A 21,197-nucleotide genomic window follows, 5' to 3' on the forward strand; every position below is an offset into this window, starting at 1 on the left:
CAGCAGATTGGCATGGCATTGACTCACAACCCACACCCGCAGTTTTCACGCGGGGACAGCTCTGAGGTGTTGCCCAACATCAAATCTCAGATGGCTCGCCTGGGACTCAATGTCGGTCAAGCAGAGTCCGTCGAGTTCGACCGCGCATTCGAACTCGGCGTGCGCCAGTTCCAACAGGTGCGTGGAATTCTCTGTGACGGCGTAATGGGCACGGAGACCTTTTCGGAGCTCGAACGGGCTCGATATCAACTAGGCGATCGAGTGCTCCGCTATGACCCCGTCAGAGTCCTTACAGGGGATGACGTACTCAAACTACAGAGAACCCTCGCGGGCCTCGGGTTCTACGCCGGTCGCATGGATGCAGAGTACTCTGCGGTAACGGATGCCGCCGTCAAGGAACTGCAGATGAGCCTCGGAACCAAAGTCGACGGCGTCGCCGGGCCACAGACGCTGCGAGGACTCGACGCCATCGATCGCAAACAGGACACCGGCAATCTCTTCGCGCTCGAGGAACGGGCGCGCGTCGCAGCATCCGGAACGTCACTGGCCGGTCGGACCTTCGTCATCGAAGCAGCCACTACAGTTGTAGATTTCGAGACTCTGCCCATGACGGCACTGCAAGCGGACACCGAGCGTCGCATCACTGCCGATATTGCAAGCCGCCTTGCCGGCCGGCTCGAGGCCGTCGGCGCTGGAGCAGTCGTTCTGCACGGAGATGCTGTCGAGGTCAACAAGGCCGATCAGCTCGGTGCTTCTGCCGTAATTACAGTCACTGCAGACATTAACAAGTCCAAGGACGCAAACGGAATTGCGACCTTCTACTTCGGACACGAAACACATTCCGATATCAATTCCCCTACCGGAGGACGTCTTGCAGAGCTCATCCAGAGCGAGCTCACTGCGCGAACGGGGATGAGGGACTGCAGGAGCCATGCACGCACCTGGTCATCCTTGAAGCGTCTCCGGACTCCGAAGGTTCACGTAGTCGCTGGCTATCTCACCAATAACGACGATCTCGACAATCTAGAAGACGCTAACGTTCGCGATGCAATTGCCGACGGAATCGCCGCAGGCTTGCAGAGGCTGTACGTTCGCGAGGACTCAGACCCAGAGACCGGGACTCTCAGCCTGGCGGAAATCAAAGCATACAGCTAAGAACACGCTCACAGCCGTTTCACGTGGAACGGAATCTTGAGGATCGTGTGCCACCAATCGGCAATGGTGCCTACACCGGATATGCCCGAAAGTAGTTGTGTCCACCGACCCTTCCAGCAAATCTGGCGGTAAGCTGCCGTGATTGCGACCCCACGGTCGGCGTCCAGCTCGAGTTTACACTCAGTGGAGATGTCGCGATGCTTGGCTGTTCCTTCTTGCAACTTCAAGCGAACGACTCGATACACAAATGGCCTACTCGGATCCGCCTGGAATTCCCGTCTGAAGAGAACTCGTCTGCAGACGACCGGACCGACTTGTTTCATCAGCCTCCGACTCACAGGACATCACACCCGAAATGAAACAGAGTCTCTGCGGCGCGTCCTCTAGGCCTGGTGCCCGACGTCGCGAATGCTTATCCTGATAGTCATCAAGGACAGCGTCGCTAAACTTAAAAGACACAGCGAATGATGAGATCTATCCACACAGACGGGCGATCATCAAAAATACTCAGTCTGAGGATTGCGTTCGTATCGCCCGATATCTAGGCAGCCCAACCGCGCTCCAACGCACATATCTTGCCGATATTCGTCGACATACAGCACATCGTTTCACCTGAAACACCAGAAGCCCAGATAACTGCCCAGCCCTCTGTGGGAACATGCATTGAGATGACCGCCTACAACGACGGCGTCAAACGAACCACCGTTAACCATGCCGGGACGGCTACCTCGATGGAACCTGTCATCAGAGCGACGTTGTACCTACCAACTTACATCTGGGTGAGTCCGACAAACTCGACATCCCTATTACAAACTCAATGTTTCACGTGGAACGAGAGTCCGTACGGGCGCTGGCCTGGCTGAAGTGGCGGGAGGGCGATTCACACTGCACATCGCTATCGAAAACAGAGGCGCCAAACAGACCGAACGATAGCCATTCGATTCGAAATATATGCCACGACTCATCAGTATAGATCCACCTTTCATCAGGAGGAGGAGTCGATCGTCTGGTCCGCGCCAGTCTGTTTCACGTGAAACTAATTCGCAATTGGCGACTTCGACACAACAGTATGCAGATGAGTAGAGGGAAAGATGCCGTATGTCATTAGATCGACATGCGGCATCCACGAATTTCGAATCGGACAATGAGTGGACAACGGACAACTGAGTTGTGTCGGGTGCTGAATTGCGATGTATCGCCAAATTGACACTAATCAGACCTGCCCGGTATGCATCAAATTGTCCAGAAGCACGAATAGCAACACCGCACACCCACTACGGAATGTCGCACTTTCCGACCGTTACGAATCGGTCAAAACCGGTATTCTGTGTATCTCCGCGCTCGCGCGCTTTAGAGCACCTGGCATAGGGTTGGGTTGCTCCTACCCCAAACGCTAGGAAGGACCGTTGAAGAATGACCGTTTCACGTGAAACAAGGGGATCCTCCCGAACTTGATCAAGATGGCTGAGATGATGTTTCACGTGAAACCGTGCCCCAAAGGGATCTCCTACCGTCGAACACGAAGCACAACAATCTGAACTCTCAACAGTCCATGACGGGGACGAAACGTCATTGTCCCTTCGTTTCACGTGAAACGCACCCCGGTGCGGACCTCGAGGACACCGCATCGCCAGAGAGTTGTAAGAAATGAAGCTAAACATATTGGACACTTAGACTCTAACCAAGGCGTCCTAAAGTACGCACTGTTCGCTGAAGCCCAACTGCATATTGATGCCACAGGGTCTCGTAGCTAGACCCATCAGGTTCAATTCCACCTTTCAAACCCGGCATATCAGCATTCACCGAAATGAGGCTTTCGCCAGTCAAGAAGACCTATAAACTGCTCGCTGAGCAACGCGGAGAAAGAAGACGTGTTGTTTCACGTGAAACGGAATAGGAATATCAACGCTCATCGGTCTCAAACCCTTGCCTCAGGAAGGTATTGACGCGCTTAATCACAGGCCAGGGAGACACATCTTCCTGCGGGGATTTTTCTGAACCGAAGTGCCCTTTCGGTGTCCTATCCACAACGGATACCGGCCGTACAGGTGGCTGCCGGTCGTTATCGGGCTGCCCATCTGGGACTCCAAAACACCGGGTCAAACATGTTTCACGTGAAACTATTCCCACCTTTAGGAGAGCCGGCCTCGAACAACTGCAGGAAGTCACTAACCTGAAGCGGAGGTGTCTTGAATGCTACCGGTCAAATGGTCGTCGACGAGGATGACCTCGCTCGACCGTCTACACAAGGTCGAGCGAGTTCTTCATCCGAGCCCACAAACATGACCGCCGTCGCCTCATAAGCAAGGCAATTCTAATCCCAAAATGCGCGGCCCTTCGCACAGCTGTTTCACGTGAAACGGCAGAACCTAAATGATCATCCGCCAAAAGTCGAGAGTGCCGAAGTCTGAAGAGTCAATTCCGCGTGTCCTTAGTCGAAATATCTGCTTAGTGAAACGACGGTACAACCATGAACCGAATAGAAGTCTATGGCTCATAGCCAACGGTCAAACATGATGGTTGCCCTATGGGAAGGAGAACTCTGCGAACAATTGACTAGAAGACGTACAAACGCCAAGCCGATTCGGATGAAACTGGGAACGTTTCACGTGAAACCTAACGTCGTCCGCCAAAAAAGACATATTTATAACCATCGATTGTAAATATGAACCACTTCTCAACACCGCGGTTCCAGCAGCCCACGGCTGCATTTTGGAGTGTCAGCTACCGTGAAGCACTATGGAAGATCAATGTTGAACCGTCGCAGATCGACGGGACCATCCGCCTACGAGTCCTCGCAAGACAGAAGTGGGGCGGGGAAGTGAACATTCGTCCACCTCACCCGCCCCAAGGAGAGCAGCAAAGAACCAGCTATTCAGCCGGTGATTCCACGCCCAGCAAAGTCAGGATGCGATCCAGATCGTCCTGGTTTGCGAACTCAACGCTGAGTTTGCCCTTCTTCTTTCCAACTGTGATGTTCACTTTGGTGTCCAGGCGGTCCCCAAGCCGCTCCGCGACCTCAATGAACTGAGGTGATACTTGTGTCGTTGCACGTGAAACATTCATGGAGTCGCCGCGGTTGAGAAGAACCACAGCCTCCTCGGACGCCCTTACAGACATTCCTTCGGCCACAATGCGTTGCGCCAGAACCTCCATGTGCTCCGGCTCCCGAAGACCCAGGATTGCGCGAGCATGCCCAGCCGAAATGACTCCGGCCGCCACGCGCCGCTGGACAAGAGGTGGCAGGCGAAGCAGACGAAGGGTGTTGGAGATCTGCGGGCGCGATCGCCCAATACGTTCAGACAGCTCCTCCTGCGTACATCCAAAGTCCTCGAGCAGCTGGCCGTAAGCTGCAGCCTCTTCAAGAGGATTCAGCTCTGCACGATGAAGGTTTTCGAGGAGAGCATCTCGCAACAGATCCGTGTCATCAACGTAGCGAATGATCGCCGGAATGGTCGAAAGACCCGCGTCCTTCGTCGCGCGCAGACGTCGTTCGCCCATAATGAGCTCGAAGCGCCCGGCGTCGCCGGGCTTCTGCCGAACAACCACCGGCTGCAGAACGCCGATCTCGCGAATGCTGTGGACAAGTTCACTGAGCTGATCTTCATCAAAGAAGGTACGCGGCTGACGCGGATTAGCATCAATGCGGTCCACTTCGATCTCGCCGAACTCTGTATCGGGGATCGAATCCACTCCGGCGATGCTACTGTCGTCGCCAGGCGCAGAATCTTCTGCGACTACATCAACATCCGGCTCTGAGGATGAGCTGACAGACTCAAACCCGGTCGACACTTCATCTGTAGTACCTAATGTTCCGGCCGTGGCGCTTTGTGCCTCGTCAAAGACTTCATGTCCCGACCTGTATACACCGGGATGCATCTCAGAGACATCGTCAGTCTGTACCGACTCAGCGTCTGGACCGCCCCCGACAATGTTCGTGTTAGCTTCCACGTCAGGCTCAGCGGTCTCGTTGACCGGCGCTGCGATGCTGTCGGTGGCGCTATTGTCGGAGACGGCTATGCTATCCCCGGCAGTGGCTGGCGATACGGAGCCAAAATCCGGAACCGTCTTACTTTTGGCTGGTTCCTTAGTCGGAGTCGTCTCTACCGGTGCGTCATTCGACGGTTCCGTCGCAGCTTTCTTCGCAGACGGCCTTTCAACCGCCGGTTTAGCGGCACTGGGTTCAACGGCCGTCGATTTTGTGTTCGAGGACTTCGCGGCACTGGCCTTCGCCGAATTCGATTTCGTCGTGCCGGCCGTGTTCGCGCCAGTGGTTTTGGCTCCCGCGGTCTTGGCACCCGTTGTCTTGGAGCTGGCCGACTTCGCACCTGTGGTTTTGGCACCGGTCGATTTGGCACCTGCAGCGGCCTTTTTCGCCGTGGATTCAGAACCACCTGAATTGACCGCTGCTGATCCCGTGGCCATCTTGGCCGAAGAGGCCTTAGCAGCCGGAGTTTCCTTCTTCGCGGGTTTATCCGTCGACGCGCCTGTGGAGGCCCCGGCCTTAGGCTTACGACGGCGAGAAGACTGCATAGAAGCGGCAGGATCCGTACGAGCAGCTCGAGGTGCCTTTGGCTCCTCTGCACTCTGCTTGGCCTCTTCAGGCTCGCCGCCGGAGAAGAACACGTCGAATGGACGGTCACTCGACGCCGCATCCGGAATCAAAGCGCCTAATCCACGGCCCAGTCCACGCTTCTTGCGTTCAGCCACGATCTACTCCTCGTTGTGCGATTTCTTCGGCGGCTTCCTGATAGGACAAAGCGCCACTGGAATGGGGGTCGTACGAAATCACCGTCTGGCCGTAACTCGGCGCCTCTGAAATGCGCACGGAGCGTGGGATCGAGGATGACAGAACCTGCTCAGGGAAATGAGTGCGAACATCGTCCGCCACCTGTTTGCTGAGGTTGGTTCTCCCGTCATACATCGTCAGAATAATGGTGGAGATCGCCAGCTTCGGATTGAGATGCTTTTGGATGAGCTGAATGTTCTTCAGCAACTGGCTCAATCCCTCAAGTGCGTAGTATTCACACTGAATCGGGATGAGAACCTCTCGGGCAGCAACGAATGCGTTGACTGTCAACAGACCCAGACTCGGTGGACAGTCCACAATTACGTAGTCAACCCGATTGCCCGCTGCAGCCTCTTCTTCGAGATAGAGGCCCAACGACCTCTGCAGACGCTGCTCACGAGCGACAAGGGACACCAGCTCGATCTCGGCCCCGGCCAAGTCGATCGTTGCCGGCACGCATTTGAGGCTCTCGAAGTCCGGGCACTGAGCAACAGCATCCCGCATCGGCACGTCATCGATGATCACATCGTAGATGCTGGTGACTTCGGAATAATGGTCAATACCCAGAGCGGTACTTGCATTGCCCTGTGGATCGATATCGATGAGCAGGACGTTGAGGTCTTGATTCGCCAAGGCAGCGGCGATATTCACAGCAGTGGTGGTCTTCCCGACGCCACCCTTCTGGTTGGCGATTGTGAAAATCCGGGTAGAGTCCGGTTGTGGAAAACTCGCCTGGGACAGTCGATCGGCGCGACGGTTATCGCGCGCGATTGCAGCACCTATGGGAGACGACTCGTCCATGATCGGCATTCGGCGCACTCCATCATCCATTGGTTTCACAAAGCTATACTCAGCCTAGACCAAATCTACTTCGTACTATTTCTTGACTATCTCGACGACACGGCTCGGGACTTCAAGGATTCCACCGTCAACGATGTGAATCTGCGGCTGAGACAGTCGGTACCGCTTCAGCAGTTTCTTCGTCTTCGCCAGCTCGGCTTCGACCGAAGCACCTTTGAGCGCGAGGATCCGTCCGTCGGGACCCATCACTTCATGAGTCCATTCGATGAGAGTCGTCATCGCTTTGACCGCCCGAGACGTCACAACGGTGAACATCTCTTCATCAACGAGTTCTTCGACGCGAGCTCGGACGATACGAACGTTGTCTAATCCCAGATCGTCGACGACCATCTTCAGCCATTCGACTCGGCGTTCCATTGGTTCGATGAGAACGACCTGTGCTTCGGGGCGCAGCAATGCGATGGGGATACCCGGCAGACCGGCGCCGCTGCCAACGTCGCCGACGACATCACTGTCACTGATGAACTCGGCGACCACTGCACAGTTGAGGATGTGTCTGGTCCACAGTCTGTCGATCTCACGCGGACCGATCAGACCCCATTCGATGCCGGTGGTCGCCAAGTGCTGGGCGTACCGCACTGCCGTTGGGTAGGAGGTACCAAAGAACTCTTCGGTGCCTGCCGGGGGAATTTCGAGAGCGGAAATGTCAGTCATGGGCAGGACGAACCAACACGTGCCGGCCGTCACCCTCACCTTCGGACTCCGAAACCAAACCGGCCTGAGCAACCTGATCGTGGATGATCTTGCGTTCAAAGCTATTCATCGGTTTGAACGCGTATTCGTTGCCCGATTCCTTGACGTCCTCGATAGCCTGCTTCGCCTTCTTGATCAGCTCGTCACGACGGCTATTTCGGAATCCGTCGATGTCGAGCATCAGCCAGGAGCGCTGACCTGTGCTCGTCTGGACTGCCAGACGACTGAGCTCCTGCAGAGCACCGAGCGTCTTACCCTCGCGGCCGACGAGCGTGCGCAGGTTAGATTCTTCGTCTTCCTCGCAGACAATCGACAGCTGTGCGCGTCCATCCCCGACATCGATATCGATGTCGCCATCGATATCAGCGAGGTCCATCAGTTCTTCGAGGTAATCAGCCGCGATCTCGCCCTCTTCTTCGAGGAGCTCGGCTCTTGTCGGCTTCGCAGCTTTTTCGACACCATTGTCGGTGGTGCCAGCGTCGACAGTCTCGTCGACGTTCTCATCAACAGTCGTGTCGACATTCTCTTCAGTCATTTTCTTCCTCAGCGCTTCTTGTTCTTCTTGCGGTTCTTGCTCACTGGTTGCTGCCGCTGACGGCTCTGATTCGTGGCCGGCTCAACTGCGGTCGCGGTTCCACCCTTGATCTCAGGCTGCGCAACGGGTTTGCCCTTGCGTGCTTTACGCTCCAGCATCTCCTTCTCCGCCTTCGAACCGGGAGCTGGCATATTACGGATGACCACGTGCTGCTGGCACATCGTCCAGGTGTTCGAAACGAGCCAGTAGAAGAGAACGCCGAGTGGGAAATAAAGACCACCGAAACCGAACACAACGGGCATCACATAGAGCAACATCTTCTGTGACTGCATCATCGGATTCGCCATAGCGGTCTCCGACATGTTCTTCGCCATCATCTGCTTCTGCGTGATGAACATCGTCGAGGCCATGATCACAATGAGCACGCCGGTAAGGAGTTTGACTCCGATGCCCGGAGTCTCCAAGAAGGTCGCAGACAGAGAGATTCCGAAGACAGAGGACGCCTCGGCCTGTTGGGCCAGGTTCTGGGTGAAGCCGCCGATGGCCCCGATGGATCCATCGGCCACATTCGGCATGTTGTGAATGACTCGGAAGAGTGAGAAGAAGATCGGCATCTGCACAAGAAGCGGCAGACACGAGGCCCAAGGGCTCGTCTTGTTGTCGCGGAACAGGTTCATCTGCTCTTCGGCCATGGCCTGACGCGAGTACTGGTCTTTCTTGCCCTTGTATTTGGCCTGCAGGCGCTGAATCTGAGGCTGCAGCAGCTGCATCTTCCGCTGCGACTTGATCTGATAGACGAACAGCGGGATCAGGATTGCGCGCATCACAAGAGTGAGCCCCGCAATCGACAGCACCCATGTCCAACCATTGGCGGCGGGAAGACCGATCGCAGTGAAGACCTCGTGGAAAATCGCGAGGACCCAAGCAACTACCCACTGCAACGGGTAGAGCAGCTTGTCCATCCAGTCCATTCAGTACTCCTCGTTACAACGATTCTTCACGATCGTTCATTTTGCCATTGTTAACAGGTCTGCGCGACACGGAACCTTTGGTCCTGCTCTCGCGTGCCGGAGGAATCAGCCTCCGAGCTGCTCGTGATGCACAGATGCACTGGTCATCTGCGGCACACGCAAAGTGTGTTCAGGTGCTCTCATCGTCATTCATCGAATTTGAGCGGGACTGGCGCGCTGAACCGGGAACATGGTCCACCCCACCATGGGAAAAGGGATTGCATCGTAGTATTCGCCACCCAGTTAACACCATTCCCTTGAGAACTCCGTGTATCTCGAAGGCCTCCAGGCCGTACATCGAGCAACTGGGATAGTACCGGCAGACCTGTCCATACAGTGGAGACACGACGACTCGATAGGCTCTGATGAACCATACGAACGGCATGCGCGGTCCGGTTCGGATCACCCACCAGACTGTGGGCCAGAAACCAGCCGGTCTGTGGGGCACCTCCGAGGGGCGCTTCAGATCACGTTCGGCGTCCACGGCTCTCTAGCTTCTTCTGCGCTTTGTCGATCAGCATCGTGACCTCGGACTCCAGCACAGCGAATTCAGCTTCTGCCGCGTGGGGCAATGCTCTGACCACGAACAATGCACTGGAGTCCAGGCTGTCGAGTCGAACCCGCACGATCTCTCGCAGACGACGTTTCACGCGGTTCCGGCTGACGGCGTTTCCGACGGCCTTGGATACGATGAAACCCACGCGCGCAGCGTGGGAATCATCATTATCTATCAGGCTGTGTGCCATCAAATGGTCCGAGCGCACGCGGACGCCAGCTTTGAAGACCCTTCTGAAGTCGTCTCCGCTGCGGATCCGGTGAGCCGCGGTGATCACACTTATGCCGAAACTTCGGCACGTCCCTTGCGACGACGTGCAGCCAGGATTGAACGGCCGGCACGGGTGCGCATGCGCAGTCGGAAGCCGTGCTTCTTGGCGCGCTTGCGGTTATTGGGCTGGAAAGTACGCTTACTCACTTCAAGTCTCCGATTTCTAGGTTGCGGTCGAACGACGTTGCGTTCTCACAAAAAACGGCGGTGCGAGTCTCGACCGCCGAGCACTCCTGTGCATAAGAGCCAAAAGATATTCAAGATAATCGGATGAAGCCCGGTACACAGGACACTCCATCTTAGCCAAGGTCAAAGTTGCTGGTCAAACTCGATAGCAATGTTTCACGTCACTGTTGTGCACTGTTCGCCGCAATTCATCCTCTTCTCATCTGCCGCTGTCCACAAGTAACAGGCGTGTAGTTTTCCACATGGTTATCCACCAATGTGGAGGATTACTGGGATGACTCGTCAGTTCTCCACAAACTGTGGAAAACTATGTGGAAGTCATACACAGGTGTGGACCACGCCCAGAAGAAACTACGAAAACGGAGGAAGATTGACGGTGTCGAATTCCAAAAATGAGCTCATCAGCCAATGGCGGACGGTGGTCTCGACCCTGGATCAGGACCCCAGTCTGACTGCCCATCAGAAGGGCTTCCTCTCACTAGCACTGCCCAAAGCTCTCGTCGACAACGCACTGGTCCTTCTCGCTGTCCGCGATGAGCACACGCGCAGAACCATTGAAACCCGGCTTCTCGGTCCTCTGACCAGGGAGTTCTCCCATGTTCTCGGTTTCGAGGTGACTTTCGGGTTCGTTGTCGATCCGGAACTCGACGTTCCGATCCGGTTCGAAGATCTCATCGGGGAGCCCACCCCGGGCTCACCCATCGAGATCGATCCGGAGACATCCACCTCGGCGATGGGGTCTGCCGGTTCTCCCACTTTTGCACCGGCCGAGGCCCCAGATCCCGAGCCTCAGATCCCTACTCCCCATTACCGCGCACCGCATCCGCAGCCGCAGTCACCCAGGTACGAGGACTCGGGTCCTGCACCAAGCAATGGGGCACCTGTGGAAAGAACGACGCGAGAGATGAAGATCGCCGAGGCGACCGCCGCCCAGTCCACTCCACCGGTAGAGGTCCCCGGGGTCGCCCAGCTCAACCCCAAGTACACCTTCGATACCTTCGTCATCGGCGCCTCCAACCGCTTCGCCCATGCTGCGGCCTTCGCAGTGGCCGAGGCACCGGCCAAGGCATACAACCCACTGTTCATCTACGGCGACTCGGGACTGGGTAAGACCCACCTCCTGCATGCGATCGGCTACTACGCGACACAGCTGTTCCCCGAGATCCGAGTGAAATACGTCTCCAGCGAGGAGTTCGTCAACGACTTCATCAATACGATCGGTTCTTCGAAGACGTCGAACTCTCTGCGTCCTGCGTTCCAGCGTCGTTACCGTGAGGTCGACATCCTGATGATCGATGACATCCAGTTCCTGCAGGGCAAGGATGCGACGGTCGAAGAGTTCTTCCACACATTCAATGCTCTGCACAATGAGGTCAAACAGGTCGTGATCACCTCTGACCAGCCGCCGAAGATGCTCAAGGGCTTCGAAGAGCGGCTGCGCTCACGCTTCGAATGGGGTCTCCTGACGGATGTGCAGCCCCCAGATATGGAGACGCGCTTCGCCATTCTGCGCCGGAAGGCCGCCGGCGAGCATCTTGATGTCCCCAACGACGTGCTCGAATACATCGCATCGCGGATCTCCTCGAATATCCGCGAACTCGAGGGAGCACTCATTCGGGTGACTGCCTTCGCCAACCTCAATGACCAGCAGGTCGACGTCAGTCTGGCTGCGACCGTGCTCAAGGATTTCATCACTCAGGACGACACCCCGGCCATCACCGCTGCCGACATCATGGGTCAGACCGCTGCCTATTTCAGCCTCACTCTCGATGATCTGTGCGGCACCTCCCGATCACGGACTCTGACGACGGCTCGTCAGATCGCCATGTATCTGTGTCGTGAACTCACGGAGCTGTCCCTGCCGAAGATCGGTCAGGCTTTCGGCGGCCGAGATCACACCACGGTGATGCACGCGAACAAGAAGATTCGAACTCAGATGGCCGAACGACGGGCTGTCTACACTCAGGTCACCGAGTTAACAAACCGCATTAAACAGCAACACCGCCTATAGAACGCGGTATACACATCTGTGGATAACCATGGGGACAAACCACGTAACCTGGGGATAGAATGGTGGATAACTCCACGAGGTGAGTGGACGACTGTGAACTACACGGATGTGCTTACCCAAGCGCCCACCGAAGCACGTGTGAGCGTACACAGGGGATCCACACCCTCGGAGGTCGCTCGGGCCTTGATTACTAGGGCGTAACCGTTGGTTATCCACACACTCCACAGGTGCTAATACTTCTACTCATTGAATTGAAGTTGTAAGAGGGTGACCGCCACCGACTGCATCGGCTAGGTTGGCAGGCTCTTGGGGGAGAGTTCGACACAGACTCTGAGCACTGTGAATTATTCGAACATACGGTTACAGTCGATTCTCGAATGCGAGATCCAGCTGGTTCTGCTTCGAGTACGGCCCGACCACGATCATGATGTTGGCCGTCCAATGCCGGGAAGCTGAGATTTCCGATAGGCTGTGTAAAGTTTTCCGAGCAACGTCAAGCCAGTGTCTTGAGTACGTCGGGTGGCCACCCCGAAGGAGTAAAGTGAACGCCGAAACATCTCCCCTAAAGTTCAAAGTCAACCGCGATGTCCTTGCCGATGCGGTGACTTGGGCTACCAAGACCCTCCCCAGTCGTCCGTCGGCACCTGTCCTCACCGGCATTCTGATCACCGCCGAGGCGGGTGGGACGGTTCGTCTTTCAGTCTTCGACTACGAAGTCTCATCCCGAGTCGAGATCGCAGCTGACGTGGTCACAGCCGGCACCGTTCTCGTCTCCGGTCGACTCCTGGCAGATATATCCAAAGCACTTCCCAACCAGGAAGTCACACTCGAGCAGATCGATTCGAAGGTCGACGTCACCTGCAGCTCCTCGCGGTTCTCACTGATGACGATGCCCGTCGGCGAATACCCGTCGTTGCCTCAGATACCCGATGCTTCGGGAACCGTCTCTGCCGGTGAATTCCAGAACGCGGTCTCACAGGTCACGATCGCGACGTCGAAGGATGACACGCTGCCGATCCTGACCAGCGTTCGTGTTGAGATCGAAGGCGAAAAGGTCACACTCCTGGCCACCGACCGCTATCGGCTCGCTGTTCGTGAGTTCACCTGGAACCCCGGTCGTCCAGACGTCTCGGCTGTTGCACTTCTGCGCGGACGTACACTCTCCGATGTCTCGAAATCCCTCGGCGGCGATGTCACCATCGGTCTGAGCAACGATGCGGGCAAGGATCTCATCTCCTTCACCTCGGCGGGCAGAGTCACAACTTCGCTCCTGGTCGAAGGCGAATACCCCAAAGTCCGTTCGCTGTTCCCCGATTCGGTGCCGATCCACGCGATCGTCGAAACGGGTGTTCTGCGGGAGGCCGTCCGTCGTGTGTCTCTCGTCGCCGAGCGAAACACTCCGCTGCGCTTCGAAGTCAGCGACGGAATGCTCACGCTCCATGCCGGGACCGGCGACGATGCTCAAGCTTCGGAAGCCGTCGAAGCCGTGCTGCAGGGCGATCCGATCACCGTCGGCTTCAACCCGCACTACATCGCCGAGGGTCTAGCCGCCATCGAAAGCCCGTACGTGAACTTCTCGTTCACGCAGCCGATGAAGCCCGTCATCATCTCGGGACAGAGGGAACTGGAAGCTCCGGCCGACGAGTCGTATCGATACTTGCTCATGCCAACGCGTATCTGAATGTGGATATCCCGACTTTCGCTGCGTAACTACCGGTCCTACCCCGAGCTCGATCTCGAATTCGAGCCCGGGGTCACCACATTTGTGGCCGACAATGGAACCGGCAAGACCAATATCGTCGAAGCCATCGGGTATTTGGCCCATCTGCGCTCTCATCGGGTCGCCTTCGATGCGCCGCTGGTCAACGAGTCCGCGCACACGGCAACCGTGTCAGCGCTCGTCAACCGCGATCAGCGGCATGCCACGGTTGAAGTCTCGATCCAGTCCAAGGGTGCCAACCGGGCACGGGTCAACCGTTCTCCGGTGAAGATGAAGGAGATACTCGGTCTCGTCTCCTGCGTTGTCTTCGCACCAGAAGACCTCAGCCTTGTCCGAGGTGAACCAGCGGAACGACGCTCGTGGATCGACACGCTGGTCGTGTCCCGTAATCCTCGCTACTCCTCGGTGATCACGGACTTCGAACGGGCGCTCAAGCAACGCAACGCACTGCTCAAACGTCTGCGCGAAGAGCGCGACCCTGGCCTTGAGGCCACATTGGATATCTGGAATATGGCCTATGCAGACTCCGCCGCGGAGCTGGTCTACGGCAGGCGGCGTATTCTCGCCGACATCGTCGAGCCGCTGCAGGAGAACTTCGCCTATATCGCCGCCGATGCTCGTCTGGAGCGTCAGGGCATCAAGGCTCGCTACGAATCACGCATCGACTATTCGCAGGCAGAATCTGCGGCCGAGTGTCGGGAACTGCTGCTGGCCGCCCTCGAACGCCGGCGTACCACTGAGATCGAACGGGGTGTGACCCTGCACGGTCCGGGTCGTGATGATCTGGCGCTGACGATCGGTGATCATCCGGCGAAGGGCTATGCCTCCCACGGCGAGACCTGGTCATTGGCGCTGGCAATGCAGCTAGCCGGATGGGATCTGCTGAGCTCGGACGCTGGGTCGAGTGCCGAACAACCCGTTCTCGTCCTCGACGATGTCTTCGCCGAACTCGACACCGGACGTCGGAACCGACTGGCCTCACGGATCACCGCGGCTGAACAGGTATTCATCACCGCAGCCGTCGATGGAGATCTGCCCGCAGACCTAGAAGGCCGAAGGATCAGCCAGGAACGGCTGCTCCCATGAGCGGGATCCAGAAGGACACCTCAACTCCGGTCGCGGCACTCGAAGCTCTCGACCGGGTGCGTCGGATGGAAGCGACCGAGGCCAAGTTCGTTCGCAGTCGACGCCGGTCACGACTGCGAGGAGAGGCCATCTACTCTTCGGCAGGCAAAGACAAACGTGACCCGGCAGCCATCTCATCGGCCCTCGGAAAGCTGATCTCCGCCCGAGGTTGGTCCTCTTCGATCGACATCGGCAAGGTCCTGGGCCGGTGGCCGGATCTGGTGGGTGAACAGGTGGCGATGCACTGCAAGCCGGTCGACTTCTCTCCTCCGCTGCTGATCATTGCAGCGGACTCGACGACCTGGGCGACCCAGCTGCGAGTCCTCAAACCGACGATCCTCCGAGCATTGGAGGCAGGCCTCGGATCCCAGACGATCACGGAGATCGAGATCCGCGGGCCACGCGGCCGCAGTTTCAAAAAGGGGCGGCGCAGTGTGTCCGGGCGGGGACCACGCGACACCTTCGGCTGAGGTTCAGCAGAGCCGGAACCGCGACGAGTGCGCAAAACGATAGAGGGCCTTAAACGGCGATAGCCGGTCCCGTTCGTGTCCGGGGGTACATCCGAGGCATGCGAAATCCGGAAATGCACCTTAATGGGCCGCTTACGGGCATTTCTGGTCGCGGCGCGGTAGAATAGGTAGCTGTTAGCGCCCACCCTTACAAGGAGTCATATGACGACCGAGGATCTATCCCATTACGATGCCGGGGATATTACGGTACTCGAGGGTCTCGAAGCAGTTCGCAAACGACCTGGCATGTATATCGGTTCGACCTCGGAACGCGGTCTTCACCACCTCGTTCAGGAAATCGTCGACAACTCCGTCGATGAGGCGATGGCCGGATACTGCTCTCATATCGAGGTCACGATCCTCGCCAACGGTGGCGTGCGCGTCGTCGATGACGGTCGCGGAATGCCGGTGGCTATGCACCCCACGGAGGGCAAGCCCACCGTCGAGGTGATCCTGACTATCCTGCACGCCGGCGGTAAGTTCGGCGGAGGCGGCTATGCCGTAGCCGGCGGTCTGCACGGTGTGGGCTCAACAGTGGTCAATGCGCTGTCCGAGCGTCTCGAGGTCGAGGTCCGACGCGATGGCTACGTCTGGAACATGAGCTTCGAGAAGGGTGTGCCCACGGGCGAACTCACTCGTGGCGAAGAGACTTCCGAGACTGGCACGATGGTGACCTTCTGGCCGGATTCGTCGATCTTCGAGACCACCGACTTCTCGTATGAGTACCTGCGTGCGCGCTTCCAGCAGATGGCGTTCCTCAACAAGGGCATGAAGATCAGCCTGACTGACGAACGGCATGCCCAGGTCGATGACGACAACGTCCAGATTGATGAAGACGAAGAGGCAGAGGCCAAACCACGTGAGGCCACCTACCACTATGAACACGGGCTGCTCGACTATGTGCAGTATCTGAATTCGACGAAGAAGGCTGATCTCATCCATCCGGATGTCATCGTCTTCGAGTCCGAAGAAGCCGAGGAGACGCTCTCCCTCGAGATCGCCATGCAGTGGACGAGCTCCTACAGCGAGTCGGTCCACACCTACGCCAATGTGATCAACACCCATGAGGGTGGCACCCACGAGGAAGGCTTCCGCACGGCACTGACCTCGCTGATCAACAACTATGCTCGCGAACAGAAACTCCTGCGGGAGAAGGATGCGAACCTTACTGGTGATGACATCCGTGAGGGATTGACCGCAGTCATCTCGGTCAAGCTCGGCGATCCGCAGTTCGAGGGCCAGACGAAGACGAAACTGGGCAACTCAGAAGTCAAGGGCTTCGTTCAGCGCGTTGTCCGCGATGAACTCGGGCACTGGATGGAATCCAACCCGGCTCAGGCCAAGGATGTTGTTCGCAAGGGACTTCAGGCCTCTCAGGCGAGGCTGGCTGCACGCAAGGCGCGCGAAGCCACTCGGCGCAAGGGACTGCTCGAATCATCGGGGATGCCCGGCAAGCTCAAGGACTGCCAGTCCAAGGATCCGACGATCTCCGAAGTGTTCATCGTCGAGGGTGACTCTGCAGGCGGTTCTGCAACACAGGGTCGCAATCCCAATACTCAGGCGATTCTTCCCCTGCGCGGCAAGATCCTCAACGTGGAGAAAGCTCGACTCGATCGGGCTCTGGGCAACAATGAGGTCCAGGCCATGATCACTGCTTTCGGCACCGGAATCGGCGAAGAGTTCGATCTTGACAAGCTGCGTTACCACAAGATTGTGCTCATGGCCGATGCTGACGTCGATGGTCAGCACATCACGACGCTGCTGTTGACCCTGATCTTCCGCTATATGAAGCCGCTCATCGAGCACGGCTACGTCTACCTTGCGACTCCTCCGCTGTACCGGCTCAAGTGGTCGAATGCCGCTCACCAGTTCGCCTACACCGACAAGGAACGCGATGGGCTGCTCGAAAACGGTCGAGCAGCAGGCAAACGCCTGCCCAAGGACATGGCGATTCAGCGCTACAAGGGTCTGGGTGAGATGAACTATTCGGAGCTGTGGGAGACCACGATGGATCCTGATCACCGGCTGCTCAAGCAGGTGTCGCTCGACGATGCGATCGTTGCCGACGAGATCTTCACGGTGCTCATGGGCGATGACGTGGATTCGCGCCGACGCTTCATCCAAGAGAATGCGAAAGACGTTCGCTTCCTCGATATCTGATCCGCGCCGTCGGCTCCCGTCAGTGGACGAGAGCCGTCGGCGACACAGACTTTCACGTACTCAATCACCGGCCTGCTGAGCGGGTTAAGACACAAGGGAAGAGCCCACATTGGCTGACGAAAACGATATCGGAACCGAAATCAACCGTGTCGAACAGGTTGATCTCAATCTCGAGATGCAGAGGTCGTACCTCGATTATGCGATGAGTGTGATCGTCGGACGTGCTCTGCCCGACGTCCGTGACGGTCTCAAGCCCGTTCACCGGCGTGTGCTGTATGCGATGTTCGACGGCGGTTACCGTCCGGATCGCAACTTCTCGAAGTGCTCACGCGTCGTCGGTGATGTCATGGGCCAGTACCACCCCCACGGCGATACGGCGATCTACGACGCCATGGTTCGCCTGGTGCAGCCATGGACGATGCGCTACCCGCTCGTCGCTGGTCAGGGCAACTTCGGTTCGCCCGGTGACGATGGCGCGGCTGCGCCCCGTTATACCGAGTGCAAGATGGCTCCCTTGGCCCTGGAGATGGTCCGGGACATCGAAGAGGGCACCGTCGACTTCCAAGACAACTACGACGGTCGCAACCAGGAACCGACGGTCCTGCCCTCGCGGTTCCCGAACCTGCTGGTCAACGGCTCCTCCGGCATTGCTGTGGGCATGGCGACCAACATTCCTCCGCACAACCTCCGTGAGGTCGCCGCCGGCGCGCAGTGGCTGCTCACACATCCCGAAGCCAGCAAGGAAGATGCCCTCGAGGCTCTGCTCGGCATCGTCAAGGGCCCCGACTTCCCGATGGCCGCGACGATCCTGGGCCGCAAGGGCATCGAGGACATGTACCGCACAGGCCGCGGCTCGATCACACAACGCGCCGTTGTTGAGGTCGAGGAGATCCAGGGACGCACCTGCTTGGTAGTCACGGAACTGCCGCATATGGTCAACCCTGACACCCTGGCCGCGAAGATCGCCTCCTACGTCAAGGACGGCAAGGTAGCCGGAATTGCGGACCTCCGCGACGAGTCTTCGGGACGCACCGGTCAGCGCCTGGTCATCGTGCTCAAGCGCGATGCGGTGGCCAAGGTTGTGCTCAACAACCTCTACAAGCACACCTCGCTGCAGGAGAATTTCTCCGCGAACATGCTGGCGATCGTCGACAGTGTGCCGCGCACCCTCAGCCTGGACTCGTTCCTGCGTCTGTGGGTCAAGCACCAGATCGAAGTCATCGTCCGTCGCACCGAGTTCCGGCTGCGTAAGGCCGAGGAACGCGCACACATTCTGCGTGGCTACCTCAAGGCACTCGATGCCCTCGATGAGGTCATCGCTCTGATCCGTCGTTCGCCTTCATCGGATGAAGCTCGTACCGGTCTGATGGAACTGCTCGAGGTCGATGAGATCCAGGCCAACGCCATTCTCGATCTGCAGCTGCGTCGCCTGGCCGCACTGGAACGTCTGAAGATCCAGGAAGAAGCCGAGAAGATCGAGCAGCAGATCGCCGAGTACAAATACATCCTCGCGACTCCCGCTCGTCAGCGCGAGATCGTGTCGGAAGAACTCGACGATATCGTCGATCGCTACGGTGACGACCGTCGGACCAAGATCCTGGCCGGATTCGACGGCGATGTGTCGATGGAAGACCTTATTCCGGAGGAAGAGGTCGTCGTCACCATCACCCGCGGCGGCTATGCCAAGCGCACCCAGAACCACCTGTACCGGGCCCAGCACCGCGGTGGCAAGGGGATCAAGGGCGCGAACCTGCGCGGCGATGACGTGGTCGAACAGTTCTTCGTCACCTCCACACACAACTGGCTGCTGTTCTTCACAAACACCGGTCGTGTCTACCGTGCGAAGGCCTACGAACTCCCCGAAGGTTCACGCGACGCCAAGGGCCAGCACGTGGCAAACCTGCTCGCTCTGCAGCCGGGCGAGACGATCGCCAAGGTGCTCTCGATCAGGGACTACGAAGAAGCTGAGTTCCTCATTCTGGCAACACAGTCCGGTGTGGTGAAGAAGACCCGTCTGAGCGAATACGACTCGAACCGCACGGGCGGCGTCATTGCAATCAACCTGCGCGAGTACAAGGGACAGCCGGATGAACTGGTCTCGGCACGGATCGTCAGCGCCGAGGACCACCTCCTGATGATCTCCCGCAAGGGAATGTCGATCCGTTTCGCAGCCGACGACGACTCGATTCGTCCCCTGGGCCGAGTCACCGGTGGCGTCACCGGCATGAAGTTCAAGGACGATGACGAGCTGCTGACCATGGATGTCATCCAGCCCGACACCTTCGTCTTCGTCGTGACAGAGGGCGGCTATGCGAAGCGAACTCCAGTCGACGAATACCGTCTGCAGGGCCGTGGCGGCCTGGGCATCCGGGTTGCCAAAATCACCGAACAGCGCGGAGACTTGGTGGGCGGACTGATCGTCGACGAGGGTGAAGAAGTCCTCGTCGTCATGGAACGCGGTAAGATCGTACGGTCGAATATCGATGAAGTTCCGGCTAAGGGACGCAACACGATGGGTGTGGTGTTCGCGAAACCGGGCAAAAATGATCGTATTATCGCTGTAACGCGTGGACCCGAGACCGTGGTCGAAGAAATTGACGAAGAAGCTGAGGAAACTGAGGGCGAAGACGTAGAGCCTCAGACCGGCAGCGAGGATGTGGAAGAGTGAGCGACAACAAACAGCCAGGCTCAGGCAAGATCATACGCACGTCCAGTGGTTCCACCCGCTTGACAGCAGGATCGTCGAAGAACGGGGAGAAGGCCGACTCTTCGGCCGCCGGCGGCAGTTCGACAGGTTCTGGCAACGCGGGCAACTCATCCGATAAGACCCGGGTGGTCGCTCCTCCTGCTCCCAAAGCCTCACCCAAGCCCAACCGAGCTCCTTCGGCGGGGCAATCCCCAGCCGGGCAGTCGACGGCTGCTGGAACCGCCACAGGCGGCTCCGCGCCCCCGAGCCAGGCGACAGGCTCACAGAAGCCTTCGTCAGGAACTGGCCAGACCACCTCGGCGAGGGAATCGGCAGCCAACACCATTCGCGCCAGCTCCGGCAACGTGAAAATGGGTGTCAAGAACATGGTCGACAGCGGCAAGGGCAACAAAAAGAAGAAGGGCCCGCGCACCGTTCGCCTCACCGTCTCAGCGGTGGACCCATGGTCAGTCATGAAGATGTCGTTCCTCATGTCAGTGGCCATCGGCATCGCCACGATCGTGGCATTCATCGTCCTCTGGGTGGTCCTCCAGGCCACAGGCGTCATGAGCGGTCTGGAATCGACCATGACCGAAGTCGCGGGCGCGGAATCGGCTGAGAAGATCATCGGGATCTTCGGATTCGGCCGCGTCGTGGCGGCTGGCTTCATCATCGCGGTCATCAACATCGTCCTGATGACTGCCCTATCCACCTTGGCTGCGTTCATCTACAACATCGGATCTCTCATCGCAGGTGGCTTCCACCTGACGCTGACCGACGACTGAGACCTGCAGCAGCTTGGTACGGCTCTCAGCTGCTCCACCCTGCTCCCAGAACCTGAGGACGGCTCCGGGTCCCTACACGGGGATTCTGAGCTGCCCTCAGGCGTTCTAAGGGTCGATCTCAGAGTATGATGAGATCATGTGAGGCG

At 57.8% G+C, this 21,197-nt stretch carries 16 protein-coding genes; 8 read left to right on the plus strand and 8 right to left on the minus strand.

Annotated features, from left to right (window positions below; genetic code table 11):
* Window positions 1-12: 12 nt before the first annotated feature.
* The gene (locus tag BSP239C_RS09725) at window positions 13-1,155 is read left to right on the plus strand and encodes an N-acetylmuramoyl-L-alanine amidase (protein ID WP_257930156.1); all 1,143 of its coding nucleotides are present in this window, start codon (window positions 13-15) and stop codon (window positions 1,153-1,155) included.
* A gap of 2,871 nt (window positions 1,156-4,026) precedes the next feature.
* Here the strand turns inward: BSP239C_RS09725 and BSP239C_RS21280 are convergent.
* From BSP239C_RS21280 to rpmH, 8 genes are all read right to left on the minus strand, one after another.
* Window positions 4,027-5,688, minus strand: a complete 1,662-nt coding sequence (locus tag BSP239C_RS21280; RefSeq protein ID WP_308298063.1) for a ParB/RepB/Spo0J family partition protein — start codon at window positions 5,686-5,688, stop codon at window positions 4,027-4,029.
* 169 nt (window positions 5,689-5,857) lie between these two features.
* Window positions 5,858-6,754: a ParA family protein gene (locus BSP239C_RS09740; protein ID WP_101572296.1), complete on the minus strand. Its 897-nt coding sequence runs from the start codon at window positions 6,752-6,754 to the stop codon at window positions 5,858-5,860.
* Between the two features lie 66 nt (window positions 6,755-6,820).
* Entirely contained in the window at window positions 6,821-7,459 is a 639-nt protein-coding gene (gene rsmG, locus BSP239C_RS09745; protein WP_101572364.1) for a 16S rRNA (guanine(527)-N(7))-methyltransferase RsmG, read from the minus strand.
* Window positions 7,452-8,033, minus strand: coding sequence for a R3H domain-containing nucleic acid-binding protein (locus BSP239C_RS09750; protein WP_101572298.1), 582 nt, complete (start codon window positions 8,031-8,033; stop codon window positions 7,452-7,454). The genes rsmG and BSP239C_RS09750 overlap by 8 nt, the downstream gene beginning before the upstream one ends.
* An 8-nt stretch (window positions 8,034-8,041) precedes the next feature.
* Entirely contained in the window at window positions 8,042-9,004 is a 963-nt protein-coding gene (yidC, locus tag BSP239C_RS09755) for a membrane protein insertase YidC (protein ID WP_101572300.1), read from the minus strand.
* A 169-nt stretch (window positions 9,005-9,173) separates the two neighbouring features.
* Window positions 9,174-9,428 carry a membrane protein insertion efficiency factor YidD gene (gene yidD / locus BSP239C_RS09760; RefSeq protein ID WP_101572302.1) on the minus strand — a complete coding sequence of 85 codons (255 nt, stop codon included), beginning with the start codon at window positions 9,426-9,428 and terminating at the stop codon, window positions 9,174-9,176.
* Window positions 9,429-9,510: 82 nt separating this feature from the next.
* On the minus strand, window positions 9,511-9,876 hold the full coding sequence (gene rnpA / locus BSP239C_RS09765; RefSeq protein ID WP_101572304.1) for a ribonuclease P protein component: 366 nt from the start codon (window positions 9,874-9,876) through the stop codon (window positions 9,511-9,513).
* Between the two features lie 2 nt (window positions 9,877-9,878).
* Window positions 9,879-10,016, minus strand: coding sequence for a 50S ribosomal protein L34 (gene rpmH / locus BSP239C_RS09770; protein ID WP_009882743.1), 138 nt, complete (start codon window positions 10,014-10,016; stop codon window positions 9,879-9,881).
* Between the two features lie 415 nt (window positions 10,017-10,431).
* On the opposite strand from rpmH, the gene dnaA reads away from it, so the two are divergent.
* From dnaA to BSP239C_RS21120, 7 genes are all read left to right on the plus strand, one after another.
* Complete coding sequence (gene dnaA, locus BSP239C_RS09775; protein ID WP_101572306.1) at window positions 10,432-12,066, plus strand: chromosomal replication initiator protein DnaA; 1,635 nt, start codon at window positions 10,432-10,434, stop codon at window positions 12,064-12,066.
* Window positions 12,067-12,607: 541 nt separating this feature from the next.
* Window positions 12,608-13,747, plus strand: coding sequence for a DNA polymerase III subunit beta (dnaN, locus tag BSP239C_RS09780; protein WP_101572308.1), 1,140 nt, complete (start codon window positions 12,608-12,610; stop codon window positions 13,745-13,747).
* Window positions 13,748-14,872 (plus strand): DNA replication/repair protein RecF, encoded by a 1,125-nt coding sequence (gene recF / locus BSP239C_RS09785; RefSeq protein WP_101572310.1) that lies wholly within the window; start codon window positions 13,748-13,750, stop codon window positions 14,870-14,872. It begins immediately after the preceding gene.
* Complete coding sequence (locus tag BSP239C_RS09790; protein ID WP_101572312.1) at window positions 14,869-15,381, plus strand: DUF721 domain-containing protein; 513 nt, start codon at window positions 14,869-14,871, stop codon at window positions 15,379-15,381. Before recF ends, BSP239C_RS09790 begins: the two co-directional genes overlap by 4 nt.
* A gap of 201 nt (window positions 15,382-15,582) precedes the next feature.
* Window positions 15,583-17,580, plus strand: coding sequence for a DNA topoisomerase (ATP-hydrolyzing) subunit B (gyrB, locus tag BSP239C_RS09795; protein ID WP_101572314.1), 1,998 nt, complete (start codon window positions 15,583-15,585; stop codon window positions 17,578-17,580).
* Window positions 17,581-17,689: 109 nt separating this feature from the next.
* Complete coding sequence (gene gyrA, locus BSP239C_RS09800) at window positions 17,690-20,248, plus strand: DNA gyrase subunit A (RefSeq protein ID WP_101572316.1); 2,559 nt, start codon at window positions 17,690-17,692, stop codon at window positions 20,246-20,248.
* Window positions 20,245-21,051 (plus strand): DUF3566 domain-containing protein, encoded by an 807-nt coding sequence (locus BSP239C_RS21120; protein WP_257930157.1) that lies wholly within the window; start codon window positions 20,245-20,247, stop codon window positions 21,049-21,051. Before gyrA ends, BSP239C_RS21120 begins: the two co-directional genes overlap by 4 nt.
* The last annotated feature ends 146 nt before the right edge of the window (window positions 21,052-21,197 follow it).

The organism is Brevibacterium sp. 239c (genome assembly GCF_900169365.1).
Taxonomy (GTDB): Bacteria; Actinomycetota; Actinomycetes; order Actinomycetales; family Brevibacteriaceae; genus Brevibacterium.

What these genes read in the sequence shown, in the direction of transcription:
- BSP239C_RS09750 (WP_101572298.1), bottom strand. Translation starts at nt 8,033, where the DNA reads ATGACTGAAGAGAATGTCGACACGACTGTTGATGAGAACGTCGACGAG.
- BSP239C_RS09740 (WP_101572296.1), bottom strand. Translation starts at nt 6,754, where the DNA reads ATGCCGATCATGGACGAGTCGTCTCCCATAGGTGCTGCAATCGCGCGC.
- yidC (WP_101572300.1), bottom strand. Translation starts at nt 9,004, where the DNA reads ATGGACTGGATGGACAAGCTGCTCTACCCGTTGCAGTGGGTAGTTGCT.
- recF (WP_101572310.1), top strand. Translation starts at nt 13,748, where the DNA reads ATGTGGATATCCCGACTTTCGCTGCGTAACTACCGGTCCTACCCCGAG.
- yidD (WP_101572302.1), bottom strand. Translation starts at nt 9,428, where the DNA reads ATGCCGTTCGTATGGTTCATCAGAGCCTATCGAGTCGTCGTGTCTCCA.
- rsmG (WP_101572364.1), bottom strand. Translation starts at nt 7,459, where the DNA reads ATGACTGACATTTCCGCTCTCGAAATTCCCCCGGCAGGCACCGAAGAG.
- gyrB (WP_101572314.1), top strand. Translation starts at nt 15,583, where the DNA reads ATGACGACCGAGGATCTATCCCATTACGATGCCGGGGATATTACGGTA.
- BSP239C_RS09790 (WP_101572312.1), top strand. Translation starts at nt 14,869, where the DNA reads ATGAGCGGGATCCAGAAGGACACCTCAACTCCGGTCGCGGCACTCGAA.
- BSP239C_RS09725 (WP_257930156.1), top strand. Translation starts at nt 13, where the DNA reads ATGGCATTGACTCACAACCCACACCCGCAGTTTTCACGCGGGGACAGC.
- BSP239C_RS21280 (WP_308298063.1), bottom strand. Translation starts at nt 5,688, where the DNA reads ATGCAGTCTTCTCGCCGTCGTAAGCCTAAGGCCGGGGCCTCCACAGGC.